Here is a 17,370-nt window from a genome sequence, read left to right on the forward strand (position 1 = left end):
CTTCGGCTTCCTCTTCTGTCACTCCGTCGCCCTGACATATGATCGTGCGTCACGGCTCGCCTCATCCGGCCGGCTCCACGACGCGCAATCTGGCGCCGATCGGCTTGGGCATCTCAGCCGGTTGTCCTCTGTCCTCGCGCTTGGGCGGCAGGCGGAAGCCCTTCACCAATCCGAAGATCGCCGGGATCACGATCAGCGTCAGCAGCGTCGACGATATCATGCCGCCAATCATCGGCACCGCGATTCGTTGCATGATCTCCGACCCGGTTCCGGTGCTCCACATGATCGGTAGCAGGCCCGCCATGATGGCGACGACCGTCATCATCTTGGGACGGACGCGCTCGACCGCACCCACCATGATGGCCTCGTGGAGATCCTGCCGGGTGAGGCCCCTGCCCTCGGCGCTGCACGCCGCCTTGATCTCGGCCAGGGCATGCTCGAGGTAGATCAGCATCACGACGCCGGTCTCGGCGGCGACGCCGGCAAGCGCGATGAAGCCGACGGCGACGGCAACCGACATGTTGAAGCCGAGCCACCACATCATCCAGATGCCGCCGACCAGCGCGAAGGGCAGCGACAGCATCACGATCAGGGTTTCGGTCATGGCCCTGAAATTCAGGTACAGCAGCAGGAAAATGATCGTCAGCGTCACCGGCACCACGATCTTCAGGCGCGCCGCGGCGCGCTGGAGATATTCGTACTGCCCGCTCCAGACCACGTAATATCCTGATGGGAACTGGATGCTGTCAGTCACGGCGCGTTGCGCATCGGCGACGTAGCTGCCGATGTCGCGATCGCGGATGTCGACGTAGACGTAGGTCGCGAGTTGGCCGTTCTCGGTCCGGATCGAGGTCGGCCCCCGCGCCGGCTCGACCTTCGCGACCTCGCCGAGCGGCACCGCGCCGCCTGCGGGCATCGGCACCAGGATATCGCTGGCGATCGCCTTGGGATTGTCGCGCAGGTCGCGCGGATAGCGCATGTTCACCGTGAAGCGCTGCCGCCCCTCCACCGTCGTCGTGACCGTCTGGCCGCCGAGCGCGGCCGCGATGGTGTCCTGAACGTCCTGGATCAGGATGCCATAGCGGGCGAGCGCCTCGCGATCCGGGACGATCTCGAGATAGTAGCCGCCGATGCCGCGCTCGGCATAGGCCGATGAGGTGCCCGGCACCGTCTTGATCACCCGTTCGACCTGCTTCGCCAGCCGGTCGATCTCGACGAGGTCGGTGCCCATCACCTTGATGCCGACGGGCGTGCGGATGCCGGTGGACAGCATGTCGATGCGCGCCTTGATCGGCATGGTCCAGGCGTTGGAGACGCCCGGAAACTGCAACGCCTTGTCCATCTCCGCGATCAGGCTGTCGACGGTGACGCCTTCCCGCCAAAGCTCCTTTGGCTTCAGGCTGACCACCGTCTCGAACATCTCGGTCGGGGCCGGATCGGTCGCGGTCGCCGCCCGTCCCGCCTTGCCGTAGACCGATTCGACCTCCGGGAACGACTTGATGATGCGGTCCTGCGTCTGCATCAGCTCGGCCGCCTTGGTGACGGAGATGCCGGGCAGCGTCGTCGGCATGTAGAGCAGCGTGCCCTCGTTCAGCGTCGGCATGAACTCGGTGCCGAGCTGCCGCGCCGGCCAGATCGTAACGGCGAGCACGACCAGCGAAGCCAGGATCACCGGCGTCTTGGCGCGCAGCACGCCCTTGATGACCGGGCGATAGATAAAGATTAGGAAGCGGTTGATGACGTTTTTCCTCTCCGGCACGATCCTGCCGCGGACGAAGATGACCATCAGCGCCGGCACCAGCGTGACGGACAACAGGGCCGCGGCCGCCATCGCGAAGGTCTTCGTGAACGCCAGCGGGCTGAACAGCCGCCCCTCCTGCGATTCCAGCGTGAAGATCGGCATGAACGAGACAGTGATGATGAGTAGGCTGAAGAACAGTGCCGGCCCGACCTCGGATGCCGCGTCGATCAGGATCTGGACGCGCGACTGACCGGGCTCGGCGCGCTCAAGGTGCTTGTGCGCGTTCTCGATCATGACGATCGCGGCATCCACCATGGCGCCGATCGCGATCGCGATGCCGCCGAGGCTCATGATGTTGGATCCCAGGCCCAGCAGCTTCATGGCGCCGAACGCCATCAGCACGCCGACCGGCAGCATCAGGATCGCGACCAGCGCGCTGCGGACATGGAGCAGGAACACGATGCAGACGAGCGCGACGACGAGACTCTCCTCGAACAGCGTGTGCTTGAGCGTGTCGATCGCCGAATAGATCAGGCCCGAGCGGTCGTAGACCGGGACGATCTCGACCGATTTCGGCAGGCTGCTCGCAATCTCCTTGAAACGCTTCCTGACGTTTTCGATGACGTCGAGCGCGTTGACGCCGAAGCGCTGCAGCACGATGCCGCTTGCGACCTCGCCCTCGCCGTTCAGCTCCGCAATGCCGCGCCGCTCGTCGGGTCCGAGCTCGACATTGGCGACGTCCCGCAGCAGCACCGGCGTGCCGTTGCTGGTCTTCAGGACGATGTTGCCGAGATCGTTGATGCTCTTGATGTAGCCCTTGCCGCGAATGACGTATTCGAACTCCGACAGCTCGACCGTGCGGCCGCCGACGTCGGCATTGCTGGCGCGGATCGCCTCGCGGATCTTCTGCATGCTGATGCCGCGGTCGCGCATGCGCTGCGGGTCGAGCACCACGTTGTACTGCTTGACGAAGCCGCCGATGCTGGCGACCTCGGCCACGCCTTCGGCCTTGGCGAGCGCGAATTTCAGATTCCAGTCCTGAATCGAGCGCGTGTCGGCGAGGTTCAATTCTTTCGACATCACGGCGTATTGGTAGACCCAGCCGACGCCGGTCGCATCGGGCCCGATGGTCGGGGTGACGCCGACGGGAAGCCGCGACGTGGCGCCGTTCAGGAACTCCATCACGCGCGAGCGCGCCCAATAGATGTCGGTGCCGTCCTCGAAGATCACGTAGACGAACGACACGCCGAAGAAGGAGAAGCCGCGCACCACCTTCGATTTCGGCACGGTCAGCATCGCCGTCGTCAAGGGATAGGTGACCTGGTCCTCGATCACCTGCGGCGCCTGGCCGGGATATTCGGTGTAGACGATGACCTGGGTGTCCGAGAGGTCGGGGATCGCATCCAGCGGGAGATGAAGCAGCGCGTAGAAGCCGGCGGCCGCCGCAAAGCCGGTGCCGAACAGCACCAGCAGCAGGTTGCGCGCCGACCAGGCGATGATGCGGGCGATCATTTGTGCTCTCCCGCCGCATGGCCGGCGTCGGAGGCTTGAGGAGCAGCCTCGGCAAAGCCTTTGAGCGCGGCCTTCAAATTGCTTTCCGCATCGATCAGGAAGTTGGCGGATGTGACCACCGCTTCGCCTTCGGCAAGGCCGTCGCGCACCTCGATAAAGCCGCCGCCGCGCCGGCCGAGCTTTACTTCCCGCGGCTCGAAGCGCCCGTCCCCCTTGTCGACGAGGACGGCCTGCCGCGTGCCGGTGTCGAGCACCGCGCTGTCCTGGATCGCCAGGACAAGCGCGCTATCGGCCGTGTCGACGTCGGCATCGACATACATGTCCGGCAGCAGCATCGCATCTAGATTGGCGAGCTCGATGCGGACGCGAACCGTCCGGGTTTCGCGGTTCACCTGCGGATAGATCACCGCGATCTTGCCGGTGAAGCTACGGCCGGGGAAGCTGCGCGCGCGCACCGCGACGGACTGCCCGACCGCGATGTTGCCGAGATCGCGCTCCGCGACGTCGACCAGCGCCCAGACCAGCGAGGTGTCGGCGATGCGGAACAGCACGTCGCCGGGATTGGCGCGCATGCCTTCGATCGCGTTGCGCTCGAGCACGATCCCGTCGCGCGGCGCCGACCAATGGATGGTGACGGGCGCGACATGGGTTTTCTCCATCTCGGCGATCACCCGCTCGGGAACGTCGAGATTGATCAGCCGTTGCCGCGAGCCGCGGCCGTACATCTCGACCCCGCCGACGGTCTTGGAGGTGATGGTCGCGAGATAGTCGGCCGCGGCGGAGGCGACCGCCGAGCTGTAGATCTCCATCAGCGGCTGGCCCGCCTTCACGCGGGAGCCGGTGGTGACGTCCGCGATCTTCTGCACGAAGCTCTCGGCGCGCATCGCGATCACCGAGACGCGGCGCTCGTCCAATTGGATCGCACCGGGCGCCTTGACCAGGACCTGGACCGATCGCCGCGCCACCGGCTCGGACTTCACGCCGCTGCGCTGGATCTTGCCGGGCGACAGTTTCACCGTGCCGTCATCGGCGTCGTCGCCTTCGTAGACGGGGATATAGTTCATCCCCATCGGATCCTTCTTCGGCACCGGCGAGGTGTCGGGCAAGCCCATCGGATTGCGGTAGTAAAGAATCTTTCGCGATGAAGCCGCCTGCGGTGGTTTCGGCTCTGCCGCCTTGTCGTCATCATAGACCGGCAGATAGTCCCGCCCGCGGTCATCCTTCTTTGGCCCGGCCGACCAAAGCGGCGCACCGCTCGGATCGCGGTAGTAGAGCGGAGTCCGGTCCGCTGGCGCCGCAGCCGGGGTCACCTCGGCATGAACCGACCAGCGCCCCTCGTTCGAGAACCAGTACGCGCCAAGGGCGAGGCCACTGCCGAGAGCGAGAGTCGTCAACAGACGCAACGTTTTCATGGTTGTTTCGCGCGCTCGGAGCGCGCGTCCATGTGAATGGGAAGAGAAGTTCGGGCGCCGTCCGGCGGCGCCCGAAAGCTCACTTGGTCGCCTTGACGATGACCTTGCCGGTGACCGTCTCAGGCTCGCCCTGCACCTTCGCCGAGAGCGTGACCTGATAGCGGCCGGCCATCGGCAGGTCCGTCCTGAAGGCGTAGACGCCCGGCTCCTTGGAGGGCAGTGGCGCGACCGCCGATTCCATCTCGGCCATGCCGTCCGGAGCCATGTCGACGCGCGTCTTGAAGATGACCGCGTCGGGCACCGGCTTGCCGGTCTGCTTGTTGGTCAAGCGAACGGCGAGCGTGACGTCGTCGCCCTTCTTCATCTCGGGATTGACCGGCTCGAACGCGTAATCGCCGGCACCCGCCAGAGCGACTGAAGTGGCGAGCGAAAGTGTGGCGGCAACAGCCGCGGTGCTGAACTTGGAAAGCATTGTCCTGTCCTCATGAATTGATCTCGACCGCGACGCATGAATGCGCACATCAGTCATCGCCGCGCGGGGCGTGCCCGCGCGCGTCTTTGAAGAGATCAGATTCGAGGAGGCCGGAAGGGAGGACTGCCGCCGCGCGAGTCGACGACCTGATCGGCAGGAATAGCGGTTTCCGCTGCCGCGACGGCAAGGAATTCGAAAGCCAGGGGACGAATGTCTGCAAGTGCGACGGTGCCGCCGACACAGCAGAAGCCCATCCCGCACTTGTAGCCGCTGTCGGAGCCCGTTCCCTTCATGTCGGGACAGCAATCGTCCATCGACATATCGCCGTCGCCGCCGACCTGCATGGCCGCCTGCATGTCACCCGATGACATCGAGAAGCCGGATGCGGACGCGCCAGCCGGCAGCATCGCCAGGGAGATGGCGATGGCGAATGCCAGGATGGTCCGAACGATCCGCATCAGCCGTGCTTTTAACCTTTTGGGTACCCTTTGGAACCGCAACTCTGCCTGAGTACCATAGTCTGCGACCGAAAGCATGCTTTGATCAAAGTCAAGCATTCGTGACCGAGGCTCCGGGGCCTGTCAGGCCGAGCGCCCGCATCCTGCCTCGCCTATCGCGACTTGGATACCAGCTCGTCGGACCGAGCCGTCCGCGACCATAGCAACGCGAGCGGGCCGAGTGCGATTCCCGCCGCGAGCACGATGAAGGCCAGCAACCAGCCCTCGGCGCTCTGGGGGCCGCCAGCAGCATCGAGGGCAACCCCGGTGCCCCAGGCTCCGATCGCCGACAGGCCGAACCCGACGGTCGAATGCAGGGCCAGAGTCGCCCCGCGATGCTCGGAGACAACTGCAGCCGACATGCCGGCCGTCAATGCACCGGAATCCGCCGGCACCGTCAGGCCATAGATCATCAGCAGCAGCGCCAGCACCCATGCCGGAGCCGTCGCATTCAGGCCGATGACGAGCGCAACGCAAGCCGAAGCGATCATCACCACCGTGATCGCCCGATGTCGCCCGAACTTCAGTGCGGCCTCGTTGCCGAGGATGCTGGCCGGCATGGAGATCACTGCAAAACAGAAGCTCATCAGGACCGGGCTCAGCCATGAGGGCGCGCCCTGATGCGCCACGACGTAGGTCCAGAACCCAACCAGCCAGGTGCGGATGCCGTAGAGCTCGAAGCAGTGCGCGCCATAGCCGAAGATGTAACCGAGGGCCTCGCGGTTGGCGAAAACAGGCGCGAAGTTCAAAAGGCGTCCTGCCCGTGGAGCGGGACTGCGGCTCTCGATCAAAAGACACGCGACCACCATCGAGATGGGACCGATGCCGGTCACGTAAAACGCGGTCCGCCATCCCCAGCCGTCCGCGATGACTTGCGCGATCAGGAACGACAGGCCGACGCCCACCGAGAAGCTCGACGTGTAGAGCGTGACCGCCCGCGAGCTGTCGCCGGCGGGCAACCGGTCCGTCAGTGCCTTGAGCCCGGGCATGTAGGCACCGGCAAAACCAAGGCCGGCAAGCGACCAGATGATGGTCCCCGACCAGAAGCCTTGCGCGAAGACGCCAAACGCGACGGTCGCAAGTCCGCTGACCACAGAGCCGCAGAGGAGCACGAGCCGTGCGTCGATGCGATCGGTCAGCGTCGTGAGCACGGGCACCGCCAGCATGTAGCCAAACGCGTAGCCGCTCGCCATCATCCCGCCCTCAGCGGCGGACAATCCCCACGCCGGCATCAGATGCTGGGCGAGATTTGCGGACAAGGTCACGTGCGGCAGCAGATTGCCGAGCTGGCCGATACACATCACCGCAATCAGCGGCCAGCCGCGCAAGCTACGAATGTTCTCCTCCCATCGGACAGGGACTCACACCGTCTGATCCCCACGAAGCAGCAGAAGCGCGACGAACGCAGAGACCGAGGCCAGCGCGCCGATCCAGAGCGCGCCGCTGCCAAGATGCTCCACCATCAGTCCGAGCGCGAGGGGCGCGAAGGCGCCCGTTGCCCTGGAAGGTAGCGAAATCATCCCGACCCGCCTGCCATACCCTGCCGGCCCAAACAGCGCCAATGGCAGCGTACCACGGGCAATGGTGATGATGCCGTTGCCGGCGCCATACAGCACCGTGAAGAGCGGTGCGAGCCAAGGGCCGCCCGCGACCAGCGCAAGCACCCCGATCGGATTCATGAGCATGGCGAGCCTCGCCGACAGCAGCGGATGAAACCGGCCAAGCCATCCTGCTTCCAGAAGGCGGGCGCCGACTTGCGCCGGTCCGACCAGTGCTCCTGCCAGCAAGGCCTGTGCCGGCGTCGCGCCGAACGCAACCAGCATGGTGGGCAGAATGGCCGAGACTCCGGAGCTGACGAAACTCGCGGCCGCAAACATGTACGCGAGCAATATCATTGCGAAGGTTTCGCTCTGACCGCCGGGTTGCTGGCTGGCGCCCGTGCTCGGTCCAGCCTCCTGATGCAACGGAGCGGCACGGGGCAGCGCAAGGTTGAGCGGCAAGGCAAGGCCGATGTGGATCACCGCCCAAAGCTGGCAGGCCGCGCGCCAGCCGTACTCCGTGGCGAGCCAGGTCGTGAGCGGCCAGCCGAGTGTGCTGGCGAAACCGGCGATCAGGGTGATGCCGGTGATCGTTCGTCGCGCATTGGCGCCGTAAATGCGCGCAAGCGTCGCGAACGCGGCTTCATAGAGGCCCATGCCCATGCCGATGCCGAGCAGGATCCAGGCTGCGATCAGCACCGCTACGCCATGGGCCGCGGACAGCAGTAGCAAGCCCGCCGCGAAAACGAGGTTGGAGACGGCAAGCAGGCCGCGCCCACCGAACGTATCGATGGCGTGCCCAACGCGCGGACCAAGCAGGCCCGAGATGACGAGCGCTCCCGACAGCGCGCCGAACACGTAAGTCGGCGCAAGTCCGAGATCGCTCGCGATCGGCGCGGCCAGGATCGCAGGAAGATAGTAGCTCGACGCCCACGCGATGGTCTGCGCGGTGCCGAGCGCAATGATAACGGTGAGCGGGCCCGCAGTGCCTCCGCTCATGAGCAACCGCACCCCGCACCGCCCGCCTTCTTCGCGGATTCATCGGCGGCACAGCAGGCCGAGGGGTCGGCCTTGGCCGGGCCGCCGCAGCATCCCGCCGCGACGGCGGACGCCACGCTGCCGCGTGTGCAGACGCCGGTCTCCGGGAGTACGAGCTCGACCCGTGCCGCGGCCTTCTTGTCGCCGGCGATGTCGGCGACGATCGATCGGACCTGCTCGTATCCGGTCAACATCAGGAAGGTCGGCGCCCGGCCGTAGGATTTCATGCCGGCCAGATAGAAGCCCGGCTCATCATGCGCCAGCTCGCGCGCGCCGTGAGGCCGTACCGTTCCGCAGCTATGCTCATTGGGGTCGATGAGCGGCGCGAGCGCGACGGGCGCCTCGATCGCCGGATCGAGCCGCAGCCGCAGCTCGGACAGGAACGAGAGATCGGGCCGGAAGCCGGTCGACACCACCAGCTCGTCGGCAATCACACTCCGCGCAGCAGAGCTGTCGCCTGTCGAAATCCTGAGGCGGCCTTCGATCTCCGAAATGTGGGTGACGGCGAAGCCGGTCTCGACCGCGATCTTTCCGGCAGTCACGAGCGCGGCGAAGGCTGAGCCCAGCTCGCCGCGCGCGGCAAGCTTGTCGTTGCGGCCGCCGCCAAAGGCCTTTGCCGGATCGTCGCCGCGCAGCAGCCAAATTGGCCTGGTGCCGGGCGCTTCCTCGGCGAGCTGCGCGAGATCAATCAGCGTGCCCAGCGCGGAATGGCCCGCACCGAGCACGGCGACGGTCTTACCGGCGTATCTGCTGCGAGCGGAGCCGCGCACAGCCGGCATGCCATAGGCGATGCGGCCGGCGCATTCGCGTTCGCCGAGCGCCGGCAGACCGTTGCTGCCGGCGGGATTGGGCGAGAACCACGTGCCGGAGACGTCGATGACGGCATCGGCGCGCAGCACTTCGTCGCCTTTGCCGTTCTGGTAGCGGATTTCGAACGGCGCCTGGTCCCGCCCCTTCGTCTTCGCCTTGTCGAAGCCGGCGCGGCTGATCGCCGTGACGCGGCTCGAGGTCCGGATCGTCTCGCGCAGCGGCGTTCGCGTGGCCAGCGGCGCGAGATAGCGCTCGATCAGCTCGCCGCCGGTGGGATAGGAGCTTGGGTCCGGCGAATTCCATCCCGTCGGCGCAAGCAGGCGCGCTGCGGCCTTGTCGACATTGTATTCCCACGGCGAGAAGAGCTGGACGTGCTGCCATTGCCGCACGGCATGCCCGGCCTCGGGCCCGGCTTCGAGCACGACAGGGGACATGCCGCGTTCGAGCACATGCGCGGCGGCTGCGAGGCCGACCGGCCCCGCCCCGATGATGGCTACCGTCTTGTCCATTTTCGAATTCTCCATCCTTCTAGAATTATGGAATAACTGAGCAAATCAATCAGGCCGCGGTCTGCGCATCCTCACACCCCACTTCTTCCGCACAGCATTCCGCGGCCAGAAAGTCGACCAGCCCGCGCATGGCGTCGAAATTGGCGCGGCAGATCAGGGTCGTCGATTCCCTGATCTGACTGACCAGTCCGACCGCGACCAGGGTCTTGATGTGGTGCGACAGCGTCGAGGCCGGGATCTTCAGCTTGTCCTGCAGGCGGCCGACCGGCATGCCCGCGTGCCCGGCCCGGACCAGCGCACGATAAATCTGCAGGCGGGTCCGATTGCCCAAGGCTTCCAGGCGTGCTGCTGCGTCGTCGATCTTCATGAGCGCCACAATGCGCCCGTGCAGCTCCGCTGTCAAACGATAATCCTAGAATATTGGAAATACGAGGCCGCCATACCGGATTTCAGGTTGACATGTTGCCGGAAATTTCCATAAATCTGGATATATGGAAACTGAACAAGCCGTCCTGGCGCTCGCCGCGCTATCTCAACCGACCCGCCTGGAGGCGTTCCGGACGCTGGTCAGGCACGAACCTGACGGACTTGCGGCCGGCGATCTCGCCCGCCTGTTGGAAGTCCCGCAAAACACGCTGTCGGCGCATCTGTCGATTCTGAGCCGCGCCGGCCTCGTGACTTCCGAGCGGCACAGCCGCTCGATCGTCTACCGCGCCAATCTCGACGAATTTCGCGACGTCGCGCTCTTCCTGCTGCGCGATTGCTGCGGCGGACGGCCGGAAGTCTGCGAGCCCGTCGTCGAGAGCCTGCAATCGTGCTGCTCGCCAAAACGAAAGGAAAAGGTCCGTGCCTGACCGCGTCTACAATGTGCTGTTCCTCTGTACGGGCAATTCAGCCCGGTCCGTGCTGGCCGAATCGATCCTTCGCAAGGACGGTGCCGGGCGCTTTCGCTCCTTCTCCGCAGGGAGCACGCCGAAGGGCGCCGTGCATCCACTGGCGCTGCGCACGTTGCAAAGCATGGACTACCCGATCGACGGGATGCGCTCGAAGAGCTGGCTGGAGTTCGCAGCGGCCGATGCGCCGGTGATGGATTTCGTTTTTACCGTCTGCGACAACGCCGCCGGAGAAGCATGTCCCCTCTGGCCGGGTCAGCCGACGACTGCGCATTGGGGCATCGAAGATCCTGCGGTGGTCGAAGGCACCGAGATCGAAAGGCTTGCGGCCTTCTCGGTGGCCTTCCGCTACTTGAAGAACCGCATAGGCGCCTTCGTGAACCTGCCGCTCAGCGGCATCGACCGGCTTTCGCTGGGAACTAAGCTTCGGGAAATCGGACGCTCCGAGGGGGCAACGTCCGGCAAGAGCGACGTGGCGTGACGATGAGCATCTTCGAACGGTACCTCACCTTGTGGGTTGCTCTTTGCATCGTGGTCGGCGTGGCGCTGGGCCACGTGATGCCCGGCCTCTTCGGCGCCGTTGCGGCCGCTGAGGTCGCCAAGGTCAACCTGCCGGTCGCGATGCTGATCTGGCTCATGATCGTGCCAATGTTGCTGAAGATCGACTTCGGCTCGCTGGGCCAGGTCCGGGAGCATTGGCGCGGCGTCGGCGTGACCCTCTTCATCAATTGGGCCGTAAAGCCGTTCTCGATGGCGCTGCTCGGCTCCTTCTTCATCGGTCACCTCTTCGCACCGTGGCTGCCGTCCGGTCAGATCCCATCCTATATCGCCGGCTTGATCCTGCTTGCGGCTGCACCGTGCACCGCGATGGTGTTCGTGTGGTCCAATCTTTGCGAGGGCGAGCCTCACTACACGCTGAGCCAGGTCGCACTCAACGACGTGATCATGGTCTTCCTGTTTGCGCCGCTCGTGGGGTTGCTGCTCGGAGTGGCCTCGATCAGCGTGCCCTGGGACACATTGCTTCTATCCGTTCTGCTTTACATCGTTGTTCCCGTGATCATCGCTCAGCTGTGGCGCAAGATGCTGCTGCGAGGCGGCGATGCAAGCTTCAACCGCGTCATGCGGATGCTGCAGCCTCTCTCGCTGGTCGCGCTCCTCGCGACATTGGTGCTGCTTTTCGGCTTCCAGGGAGAGCAGATCGTCCGGCAGCCCGGCGTCATCGCGATCCTTGCCGTCCCTATTCTCGTGCAGGTCTATCTCAATGCGGGCCTGGCTTATTGGCTCAGCCGGCGGTTCGGCGTGGCCTGGTGCGTCGCGGCTCCAGCCGCGCTCATCGGCGCGAGCAACTTCTTCGAACTGGCGGTCGCTGCTGCAATCAGCCTGTTCGGCCTGGACTCGGGCGCGGCGCTGGCGACCGTGGTCGGCGTCCTCGTCGAGGTCCCGGTGATGCTGTCCGTCGTCCGCATCGTCAAGGCCACGCGGGGTTGGTATGAAGCGAGCGAGAGGCGCAGCGAAGCTACCGTCGTGGAGACCCGGTCATGAGCGTCACGATCTATCACAACCCCGCCTGCGGCACCTCGCGCAACACGCTGGCGATGATCCGGCAGAGCGGCGTCGAGCCCGTCGTTGTCGAATATCTCAAGACGCCGCCGTCGCGGGACAAGCTCAAGGAGCTGATCGCGGTCATGGGCATTCCGGTTCGCGCGCTGCTGCGCGAGAAGGGAACGCCATACAAGGACCTCGGCCTGGACGATTCCAAATGGAGCGACGACGAACTCCTCGATTTCATGATCGCCCACCCTATCCTCATCAATCGTCCGATCGTCGTGACGCCGAAGGGCACGCGGCTGTGCCGGCCGTCGGAAGCGGTGGTCGATCTCCTGGACAATCCGGTCGGCCGCTTCGTGAAGGAAGACGGCGAAGTGGTGGAAGCGCGATAGGCCTGCAAGCGCGCCCTGAGAAAGATGCAGTCGAGCTATCCCAGCAAGCCCTTCAGGCCCGCATAGATCGAGCCGACGCCGGTTGCGGCAACGCCGACCAGCGGCCCCACGGTCTGCATAAGGTCCTGTATCAAGCGAGCGCGGCGGCGCAATTGCTCCTCGCCGACATGCTGCCCCAGCAGACGCGCGATCCGGAAGGCGAACGCGTTCGGCTTGCCGCCCTGCGTCAGCACACGCGGCAGGATCTGGAAGATCACGACGCTGAGAATGTTGCCGGAGACGAAGGCGAGCAGGATGCTCGCGCCATATTCGAACACTTCACGCCATTCGATCCAGACCGCCGGAAGGATCGGAACGTCATCGTGAATTCCGGTGATCGTCAGCATCGCCAGGATGCTGACACAAGCGGCGAGAAACGCGAGCACCAATGCCGTGAGGACGTAGACCCTGTGCAGCGGATAAGCAACGAATCCGAACAAGAGCGGCACGGCGATCGACGCGATCCGAAGCGGGATCGGCGACAGGTTGAAGGTGATGGTCACGAGCACATGCGCGATCACCAGCAGCAGGGATGGGATCGCGACATAAAGCACCGCATGCGTTCCGTAATAGCGCAAGGGATTGTTGTAGCGCTCGAGGCGGACATTGACGCGGTCGAGATCGCGCCTGAGCTTGTCCAGATCGGCAACGATCTCGTCGATCTCGAGCAGCGTCGGGCGCACGACGCGCAGGTCCCGCGAGCAATGCTTGCACGCGATGGCCTCGTCCTTGATCGTCTCGGCGCAGAACGGACATTCCATCGCTAGCGCGACTTCCTTCGCCTCATAATGGCTTCGATCTCGCCTCTGGCCCGCTTCAGTTCATCGCGCAGATCCTCGCGCTTGCGCAAGAGATCGTCGCGCTCCGCAAGCAGCGTGGCGGGAACGGCGATGTCGCGCCCGCACGAGGCGCAGACCAGCGCACCCTCGGCATTTTCCGACCGGCAGTAGAGGCACGCCACTTGCGAGTTCACCTGCGAGCTCACTTGGGCGCAACCTTCAGGGTGAAGACGGTCGTGCCCGGCCGGCCATCGCTGTCCTTGATGTCGACACGCATCGTGTACTCGCCCGGCGGCAACTCCGCATCCTGCATGTTGATGCCGTCTGGCTGCACGAAGGGCTTGACCCGAGGCGTCAGGTCGACGTTCGGCGTTCGGAGGAAGATCACCTTGACCGATTCCGGATCGATCTTGGCCCCGCCATAGGACTGGAATTTCAACACCAGCCGCAGAGGAGAATTCGCGGGAGCGCCCGGCGAGACGAACTCGATCTTCGGGCCGCGCATGATGCCGCGCTGATCGACGGCGACCGCGCCCTTGGGAGGCGGCAGCTTGGCCTCCTCTTCCGTGATCAATGGCGCGGCGCGTGAGGATCCCGCGGCCAACAGACCTGCAACCACCAGAGCCAGTAGAGCATTCCGCTTCATTTTCCTCGCCCCCTTTCCCATTCGTCAACGCAAGCCGCCATCGCCGATGATCGTGTAAGGCGCCCAGAACAGCGGATGCGCATAGGCAAACTCGGTCTTGCCCTCGCTGTTGAGATAGCCGGGACCATCGACAAGAGCCATCGTCGCCTGGCGCAGCGCTTCGCTGCGCGACAGCTTGGGATCGTCGGCCTGCCGCTTGAACAGGTCCGTCACCAATTGCCGCGCCGACTGGGAGTGCACCGACCAGTTCGTCACCAGCAGGGCGCGCGTGCCGGCGTAGAAGAACGCGCGGCCCAGCCCGGAGGCCGCCTCGGCCCCTGCGCCTGCGCCGGCGCCGGTATTGCAGGCAGACAGCACGACCCAGTCCGCATCGAGCTTGAGACCGAGAATCTCTTCCATCGTCAGCAGTCCGTCGCCACCCTCGCCCGTCACCACCGGCGACGACAGAGCGAGTGCCGGCTGCGTCAGTCCGTTGAGTTCGCCCGGAACAAGACCGTGGGTGGCAAAGGCCAGGATCCTGAAGCCGGAGAGATTCATCGTCTTCACCGCGCTCTCGGTCGCGCTCTTGCCGAGGAACAGCACCTTCGAGGGATCCGCCTGCAAGGCCAGCGCGATGGACTTCAACTCGTCGGCGGTGTCGGGCAAACGGGGCAACAGACCGAGTTCGGCGCTATCGACGCCGTCGAGCTTGGGACTGTTGCGCCGCTTCAGCGGCCCCCCGCGCGTGATGTTGCCGCCGGCATCGGCCAGCTGAATCTTCTCACCCGTGCCTTCCGCCTCGGCGTGCTGATCGCTGTTGAAATAGGGATCGCCGAACGCGACGAGGTCGCCGCGGCCGGGCTTGCCGGGCGGCAACTGCCGCAGCGTGCGCAGCGCCGCCGCCGACGGCACCGTCGACACGGCATGGGTTCGCGCCAGCCACGGCACGTTGCGATAACCGACGAAGAGCGGGTCTTCGTCGGCGGCCACCTCCGCCGGTGCCGTCGGCAACAAGGCGAGCGGCAGCAGGCCCAGCGCACCGTTGGTGACAACGATCAGGTTCTTGGCCGGCTTCCAGCCGCTCTCGACCGGCTTGAGCAGCAGCTCGTACAACTCATGGCCGAGCTTGAGATCGAACGGTGGAATGTCCGAGATCATCGCCGCCTGCGGCTCGAGCGCCTCGCGCAGCTTGCGGATCTTGCTCTCGATGTCGCCGATCCTGGCCTGGACGGCGGCGAATGCCACCGGCCCCGACTTCGGCACGGCCCAGACGAAGCTGCCGTTCTGGCCGAAATAGAACGACAGCATGGCCTCGCCGTCGGTCAGCGTCGCGCGGATCTCGGCGACGCTCGGCGGCCTTGGCGAGACGAGATCGGCATAGATCGGGAATTTCTGCTTGATCTCCTGGCGCGCCTTGTCGCGCTGGCCGCGCAACGCTGCGATCGAGGCTTGTATCTGCTGCACGCCTTTCTCGTCGCGTTCCGCTGCGGGAAGCGCGAGCACGTTGTTAAGCGTACCGAGCTGGGCGTTGACCTGCTTGCTCAGATCCTGCTCCTTGCGCACGAGCTCGGCGAGCGCGGGATCCTTTGCGGCCGCACGCGCACTCGAGGCAGCCAGCGCCTGCTGCACCGAGCGGCCGCGGACGGCATCGGCCAGGCTGAACGTCTCTTCGCCGACATTGGTGCCGCCTCTTTCCACCCTGCCGAGCAGCAGCAGATAGCTCTCGACGATGGTCTGCAGCCGCTGGCTGCGCGCGGCCACCACCGTCGTGTTCTCGTCGTCGGCGTTCTCGTTGGCGCTCGCCATCATCACCGGAATGGCGGCCTTGAACTCCCTGATCGCATCGGCATCGCGGCGGGCGCGCATCAATCCGACCGCCAGCGTGCCGCGTGCCGAGGCGGCGTCGAAATGATTCTCCCCCACGCGTGCGATCTGCCTCTTCACGAGCTGCTCCGCGGCGGCAATGCCGGCGTCCAGCTGTCCGGAATCATAGAGGGACAGGATGCGAGAGGGATTGAGCTCGAACACCTGGCGGCGCTGCGGGTCCCAGCTGGCAACGGCCTTTTCTATCCTGGCAAACATTTCGCCCGCTTCGGCGTTCTCGCGACGAAGCGTCAGGATGCCCGCAAGCTGCGACAGCAATTGCACCGTCGCCTGCGAATCCTCGGGCACACCCACCGTCTTGTTGATGTCGAGGGCGACACGGCCGAGCTTCTCGGCCTCTTCGTAGCGGCCCTGATCGACCAAAATGCCCGCCAGGCCCATGACGAAGCGCGGCGTAACCGGATTGTACTTGCCGGTATCTTTCAGGCGCGACAGCAGCGCGCGGCGCGCATCCACCTCGGCCTCGGCCAGCTTGCCCTGCTTCGCCTTCATGCGCGCCTGGCTCAACACGGTGCCATCGATCGCCTGCAGCAGAAGGGTCTCGGCCGGCGCACTGTCCGACGCCATGATGGCCTTCGTGCTTGCGCGCTTGCGCAGCTCGGCGGTGCGATAGGCGGCCTCGGCATCGGCGAACTGTCCGCGTGCCTCGAAGATCACGGCGCGAGTGAGCTCCATCTCGCCTTCCCAGCTCTGGCCGAACTTCGCATAGGCCGCACGCCAATTGGGATGGCCGCTGGTGCGGGCCTCCTGGATCGCGGTCTGACTGCGGCGGAGATAGGCTTCAGCCTGTGCGAGGTCGCCCATCTGGATGAGAACGGCCGCGATCCCGCGGTTTGTCACGAACTGAAATCCTTTGGCGCCCGGCATGCTGGCCGATTCGCGCAAAAGTCTCTGCATGATCTCGAGCGCGCGCTTCGGATCGCCCGCGAGCGAGTGTTGCAGGGACTGGAGCTGCAACATGCGCCCCAGCAAATTCGGGCCGACGGCGCCGCGCCCGACCTCCACGGCCTTGTCGGCGTCAGCCATCGCTTCGGCGAGCCGGCCGAGCTGCGCGCGGGCATTGGCGCGATCGAAATAGAGCTGCGCGAGGTCCTGGCGGGACTCCTTGCCCGTGGGCACGGCGTCGGCCTCCGACTTCAATTCCGCGATCATCTTCTCGTTCGGCTTGTCGCCGTCGAGGATCGCCGTGATGTCGGAGATGCTGCGCGGCGGGGCGACGAAATCCTTCGGCAGTGCCGTGCCTGCCTCAAGCTTTGGCGCCGTTTCCTTGGGAAGCTCGACGGCGACATTGGCGCGGCCATTGGCGGCGTTCAGCGCCGCCATTACGCAGGCCCTGACCTGGGGCGAGGCCTTGGCGCGGCAAGCTTCGAGATTGGCGCCGCCGGCGCGCATGCAGGCCTGCACGATCGGCCTGCCGACGCTCATCCGGCAATTCTCGAGCGCTGCTTCCTTGGTCAGCGCGACCGCGGAGCCGGTCGATCCGAGCAGAATGGCAACTGCCAACAGGCGGCGCGAGGAAATGTCCCGACGGCTCTTGCGCGGACGCGCGGCGTCTAAGCTCATCTCGAAGGACCTTTGAATAAAATGAATTCGAAGAAACGATGCGATCCTATCCGGCCTGCGCGGAAGGACAAGGGCCATCAATGCGGTTCCCGGAGACCTCGACAGGTCGGGCGGCTAG

At 65.3% G+C, this 17,370-nt stretch carries 16 protein-coding genes; 4 read left to right on the forward strand and 12 right to left on the reverse strand.

Annotated features, from left to right (window positions below; genetic code table 11):
- Positions 1-61: 61 nt before the first annotated feature.
- From I6F17_RS24880 to I6F17_RS24915, 8 genes are all read right to left on the reverse strand, one after another.
- Entirely contained in the window at positions 62-3,253 is a 3,192-nt protein-coding gene (locus I6F17_RS24880; RefSeq protein ID WP_225125005.1) for an efflux RND transporter permease subunit, read from the reverse strand.
- Positions 3,250-4,665: an efflux RND transporter periplasmic adaptor subunit gene (locus I6F17_RS24885; RefSeq protein WP_225125007.1), complete on the reverse strand. Its 1,416-nt coding sequence runs from the start codon at positions 4,663-4,665 to the stop codon at positions 3,250-3,252. The genes I6F17_RS24880 and I6F17_RS24885 overlap by 4 nt, the downstream gene beginning before the upstream one ends.
- 79 nt (positions 4,666-4,744) lie before the next feature.
- The gene (locus tag I6F17_RS24890; RefSeq protein WP_225125009.1) at positions 4,745-5,137 is read right to left on the reverse strand and encodes a FixH family protein; all 393 of its coding nucleotides are present in this window, start codon (positions 5,135-5,137) and stop codon (positions 4,745-4,747) included.
- Between the two features lie 95 nt (positions 5,138-5,232).
- On the reverse strand, positions 5,233-5,595 hold the full coding sequence (locus tag I6F17_RS24895; RefSeq protein ID WP_225125071.1) for a hypothetical protein: 363 nt from the start codon (positions 5,593-5,595) through the stop codon (positions 5,233-5,235).
- Between the two features lie 152 nt (positions 5,596-5,747).
- Positions 5,748-6,935, reverse strand: a complete 1,188-nt coding sequence (locus tag I6F17_RS24900) for an MFS transporter (RefSeq protein WP_225125081.1) — start codon at positions 6,933-6,935, stop codon at positions 5,748-5,750.
- Positions 6,936-6,995: 60 nt separating this feature from the next.
- Positions 6,996-8,171, reverse strand: coding sequence for an MFS transporter (locus I6F17_RS24905; protein WP_225125010.1), 1,176 nt, complete (start codon positions 8,169-8,171; stop codon positions 6,996-6,998).
- Positions 8,168-9,529: an NAD(P)-binding domain-containing protein gene (locus I6F17_RS24910; RefSeq protein ID WP_225125012.1), complete on the reverse strand. Its 1,362-nt coding sequence runs from the start codon at positions 9,527-9,529 to the stop codon at positions 8,168-8,170. The genes I6F17_RS24905 and I6F17_RS24910 overlap by 4 nt, the downstream gene beginning before the upstream one ends.
- Before the next feature lie 49 nt (positions 9,530-9,578).
- Positions 9,579-9,896, reverse strand: coding sequence for a metalloregulator ArsR/SmtB family transcription factor (locus I6F17_RS24915; protein ID WP_225125014.1), 318 nt, complete (start codon positions 9,894-9,896; stop codon positions 9,579-9,581).
- A gap of 124 nt (positions 9,897-10,020) precedes the next feature.
- Here I6F17_RS24915 and I6F17_RS24920 point away from each other — a divergent pair, with 124 nt between their 5' ends.
- From I6F17_RS24920 to arsC, 4 genes are read left to right on the forward strand one after another with little or no spacing between them, the layout of a single operon-like run.
- The gene (locus I6F17_RS24920) at positions 10,021-10,383 is read left to right on the forward strand and encodes a metalloregulator ArsR/SmtB family transcription factor (RefSeq protein WP_225125016.1); all 363 of its coding nucleotides are present in this window, start codon (positions 10,021-10,023) and stop codon (positions 10,381-10,383) included.
- Complete coding sequence (locus tag I6F17_RS24925; RefSeq protein WP_036042952.1) at positions 10,376-10,903, forward strand: arsenate reductase ArsC; 528 nt, start codon at positions 10,376-10,378, stop codon at positions 10,901-10,903. The genes I6F17_RS24920 and I6F17_RS24925 overlap by 8 nt, the downstream gene beginning before the upstream one ends.
- Positions 10,904-10,905: 2 nt before the next feature.
- Positions 10,906-11,964: an ACR3 family arsenite efflux transporter gene (gene arsB, locus I6F17_RS24930; RefSeq protein WP_036042951.1), complete on the forward strand. Its 1,059-nt coding sequence runs from the start codon at positions 10,906-10,908 to the stop codon at positions 11,962-11,964.
- A complete protein-coding gene (gene arsC / locus I6F17_RS24935; protein ID WP_036042950.1) occupies positions 11,961-12,362 on the forward strand; it encodes an arsenate reductase (glutaredoxin) in 402 nt (133 codons plus the stop codon). The genes arsB and arsC overlap by 4 nt, the downstream gene beginning before the upstream one ends.
- 35 nt (positions 12,363-12,397) lie before the next feature.
- Here the strand turns inward: arsC and I6F17_RS24940 are convergent, their stop codons facing one another.
- The 4 genes from I6F17_RS24940 to I6F17_RS24955 are packed head-to-tail and all read right to left on the reverse strand — an operon-like array spanning position 12,398 to position 17,252.
- Complete coding sequence (locus I6F17_RS24940; RefSeq protein WP_225125018.1) at positions 12,398-13,162, reverse strand: hypothetical protein; 765 nt, start codon at positions 13,160-13,162, stop codon at positions 12,398-12,400.
- A gap of 2 nt (positions 13,163-13,164) precedes the next feature.
- On the reverse strand, positions 13,165-13,374 hold the full coding sequence (locus I6F17_RS24945; protein ID WP_036042958.1) for a hypothetical protein: 210 nt from the start codon (positions 13,372-13,374) through the stop codon (positions 13,165-13,167).
- An 8-nt stretch (positions 13,375-13,382) separates the two neighbouring features.
- Positions 13,383-13,826: a hypothetical protein gene (locus I6F17_RS24950; RefSeq protein ID WP_036042948.1), complete on the reverse strand. Its 444-nt coding sequence runs from the start codon at positions 13,824-13,826 to the stop codon at positions 13,383-13,385.
- Between the two features lie 24 nt (positions 13,827-13,850).
- Positions 13,851-17,252 (reverse strand): CHAT domain-containing protein, encoded by a 3,402-nt coding sequence (locus I6F17_RS24955; protein WP_225125035.1) that lies wholly within the window; start codon positions 17,250-17,252, stop codon positions 13,851-13,853.
- Positions 17,253-17,370: the final 118 nt, after the last annotated feature.

Origin of the sequence: Bradyrhizobium sp. NBAIM18, assembly GCF_020193825.1 — a bacterium.
Taxonomy (GTDB): domain Bacteria; phylum Pseudomonadota; class Alphaproteobacteria; order Rhizobiales; family Xanthobacteraceae; genus Bradyrhizobium; species Bradyrhizobium yuanmingense.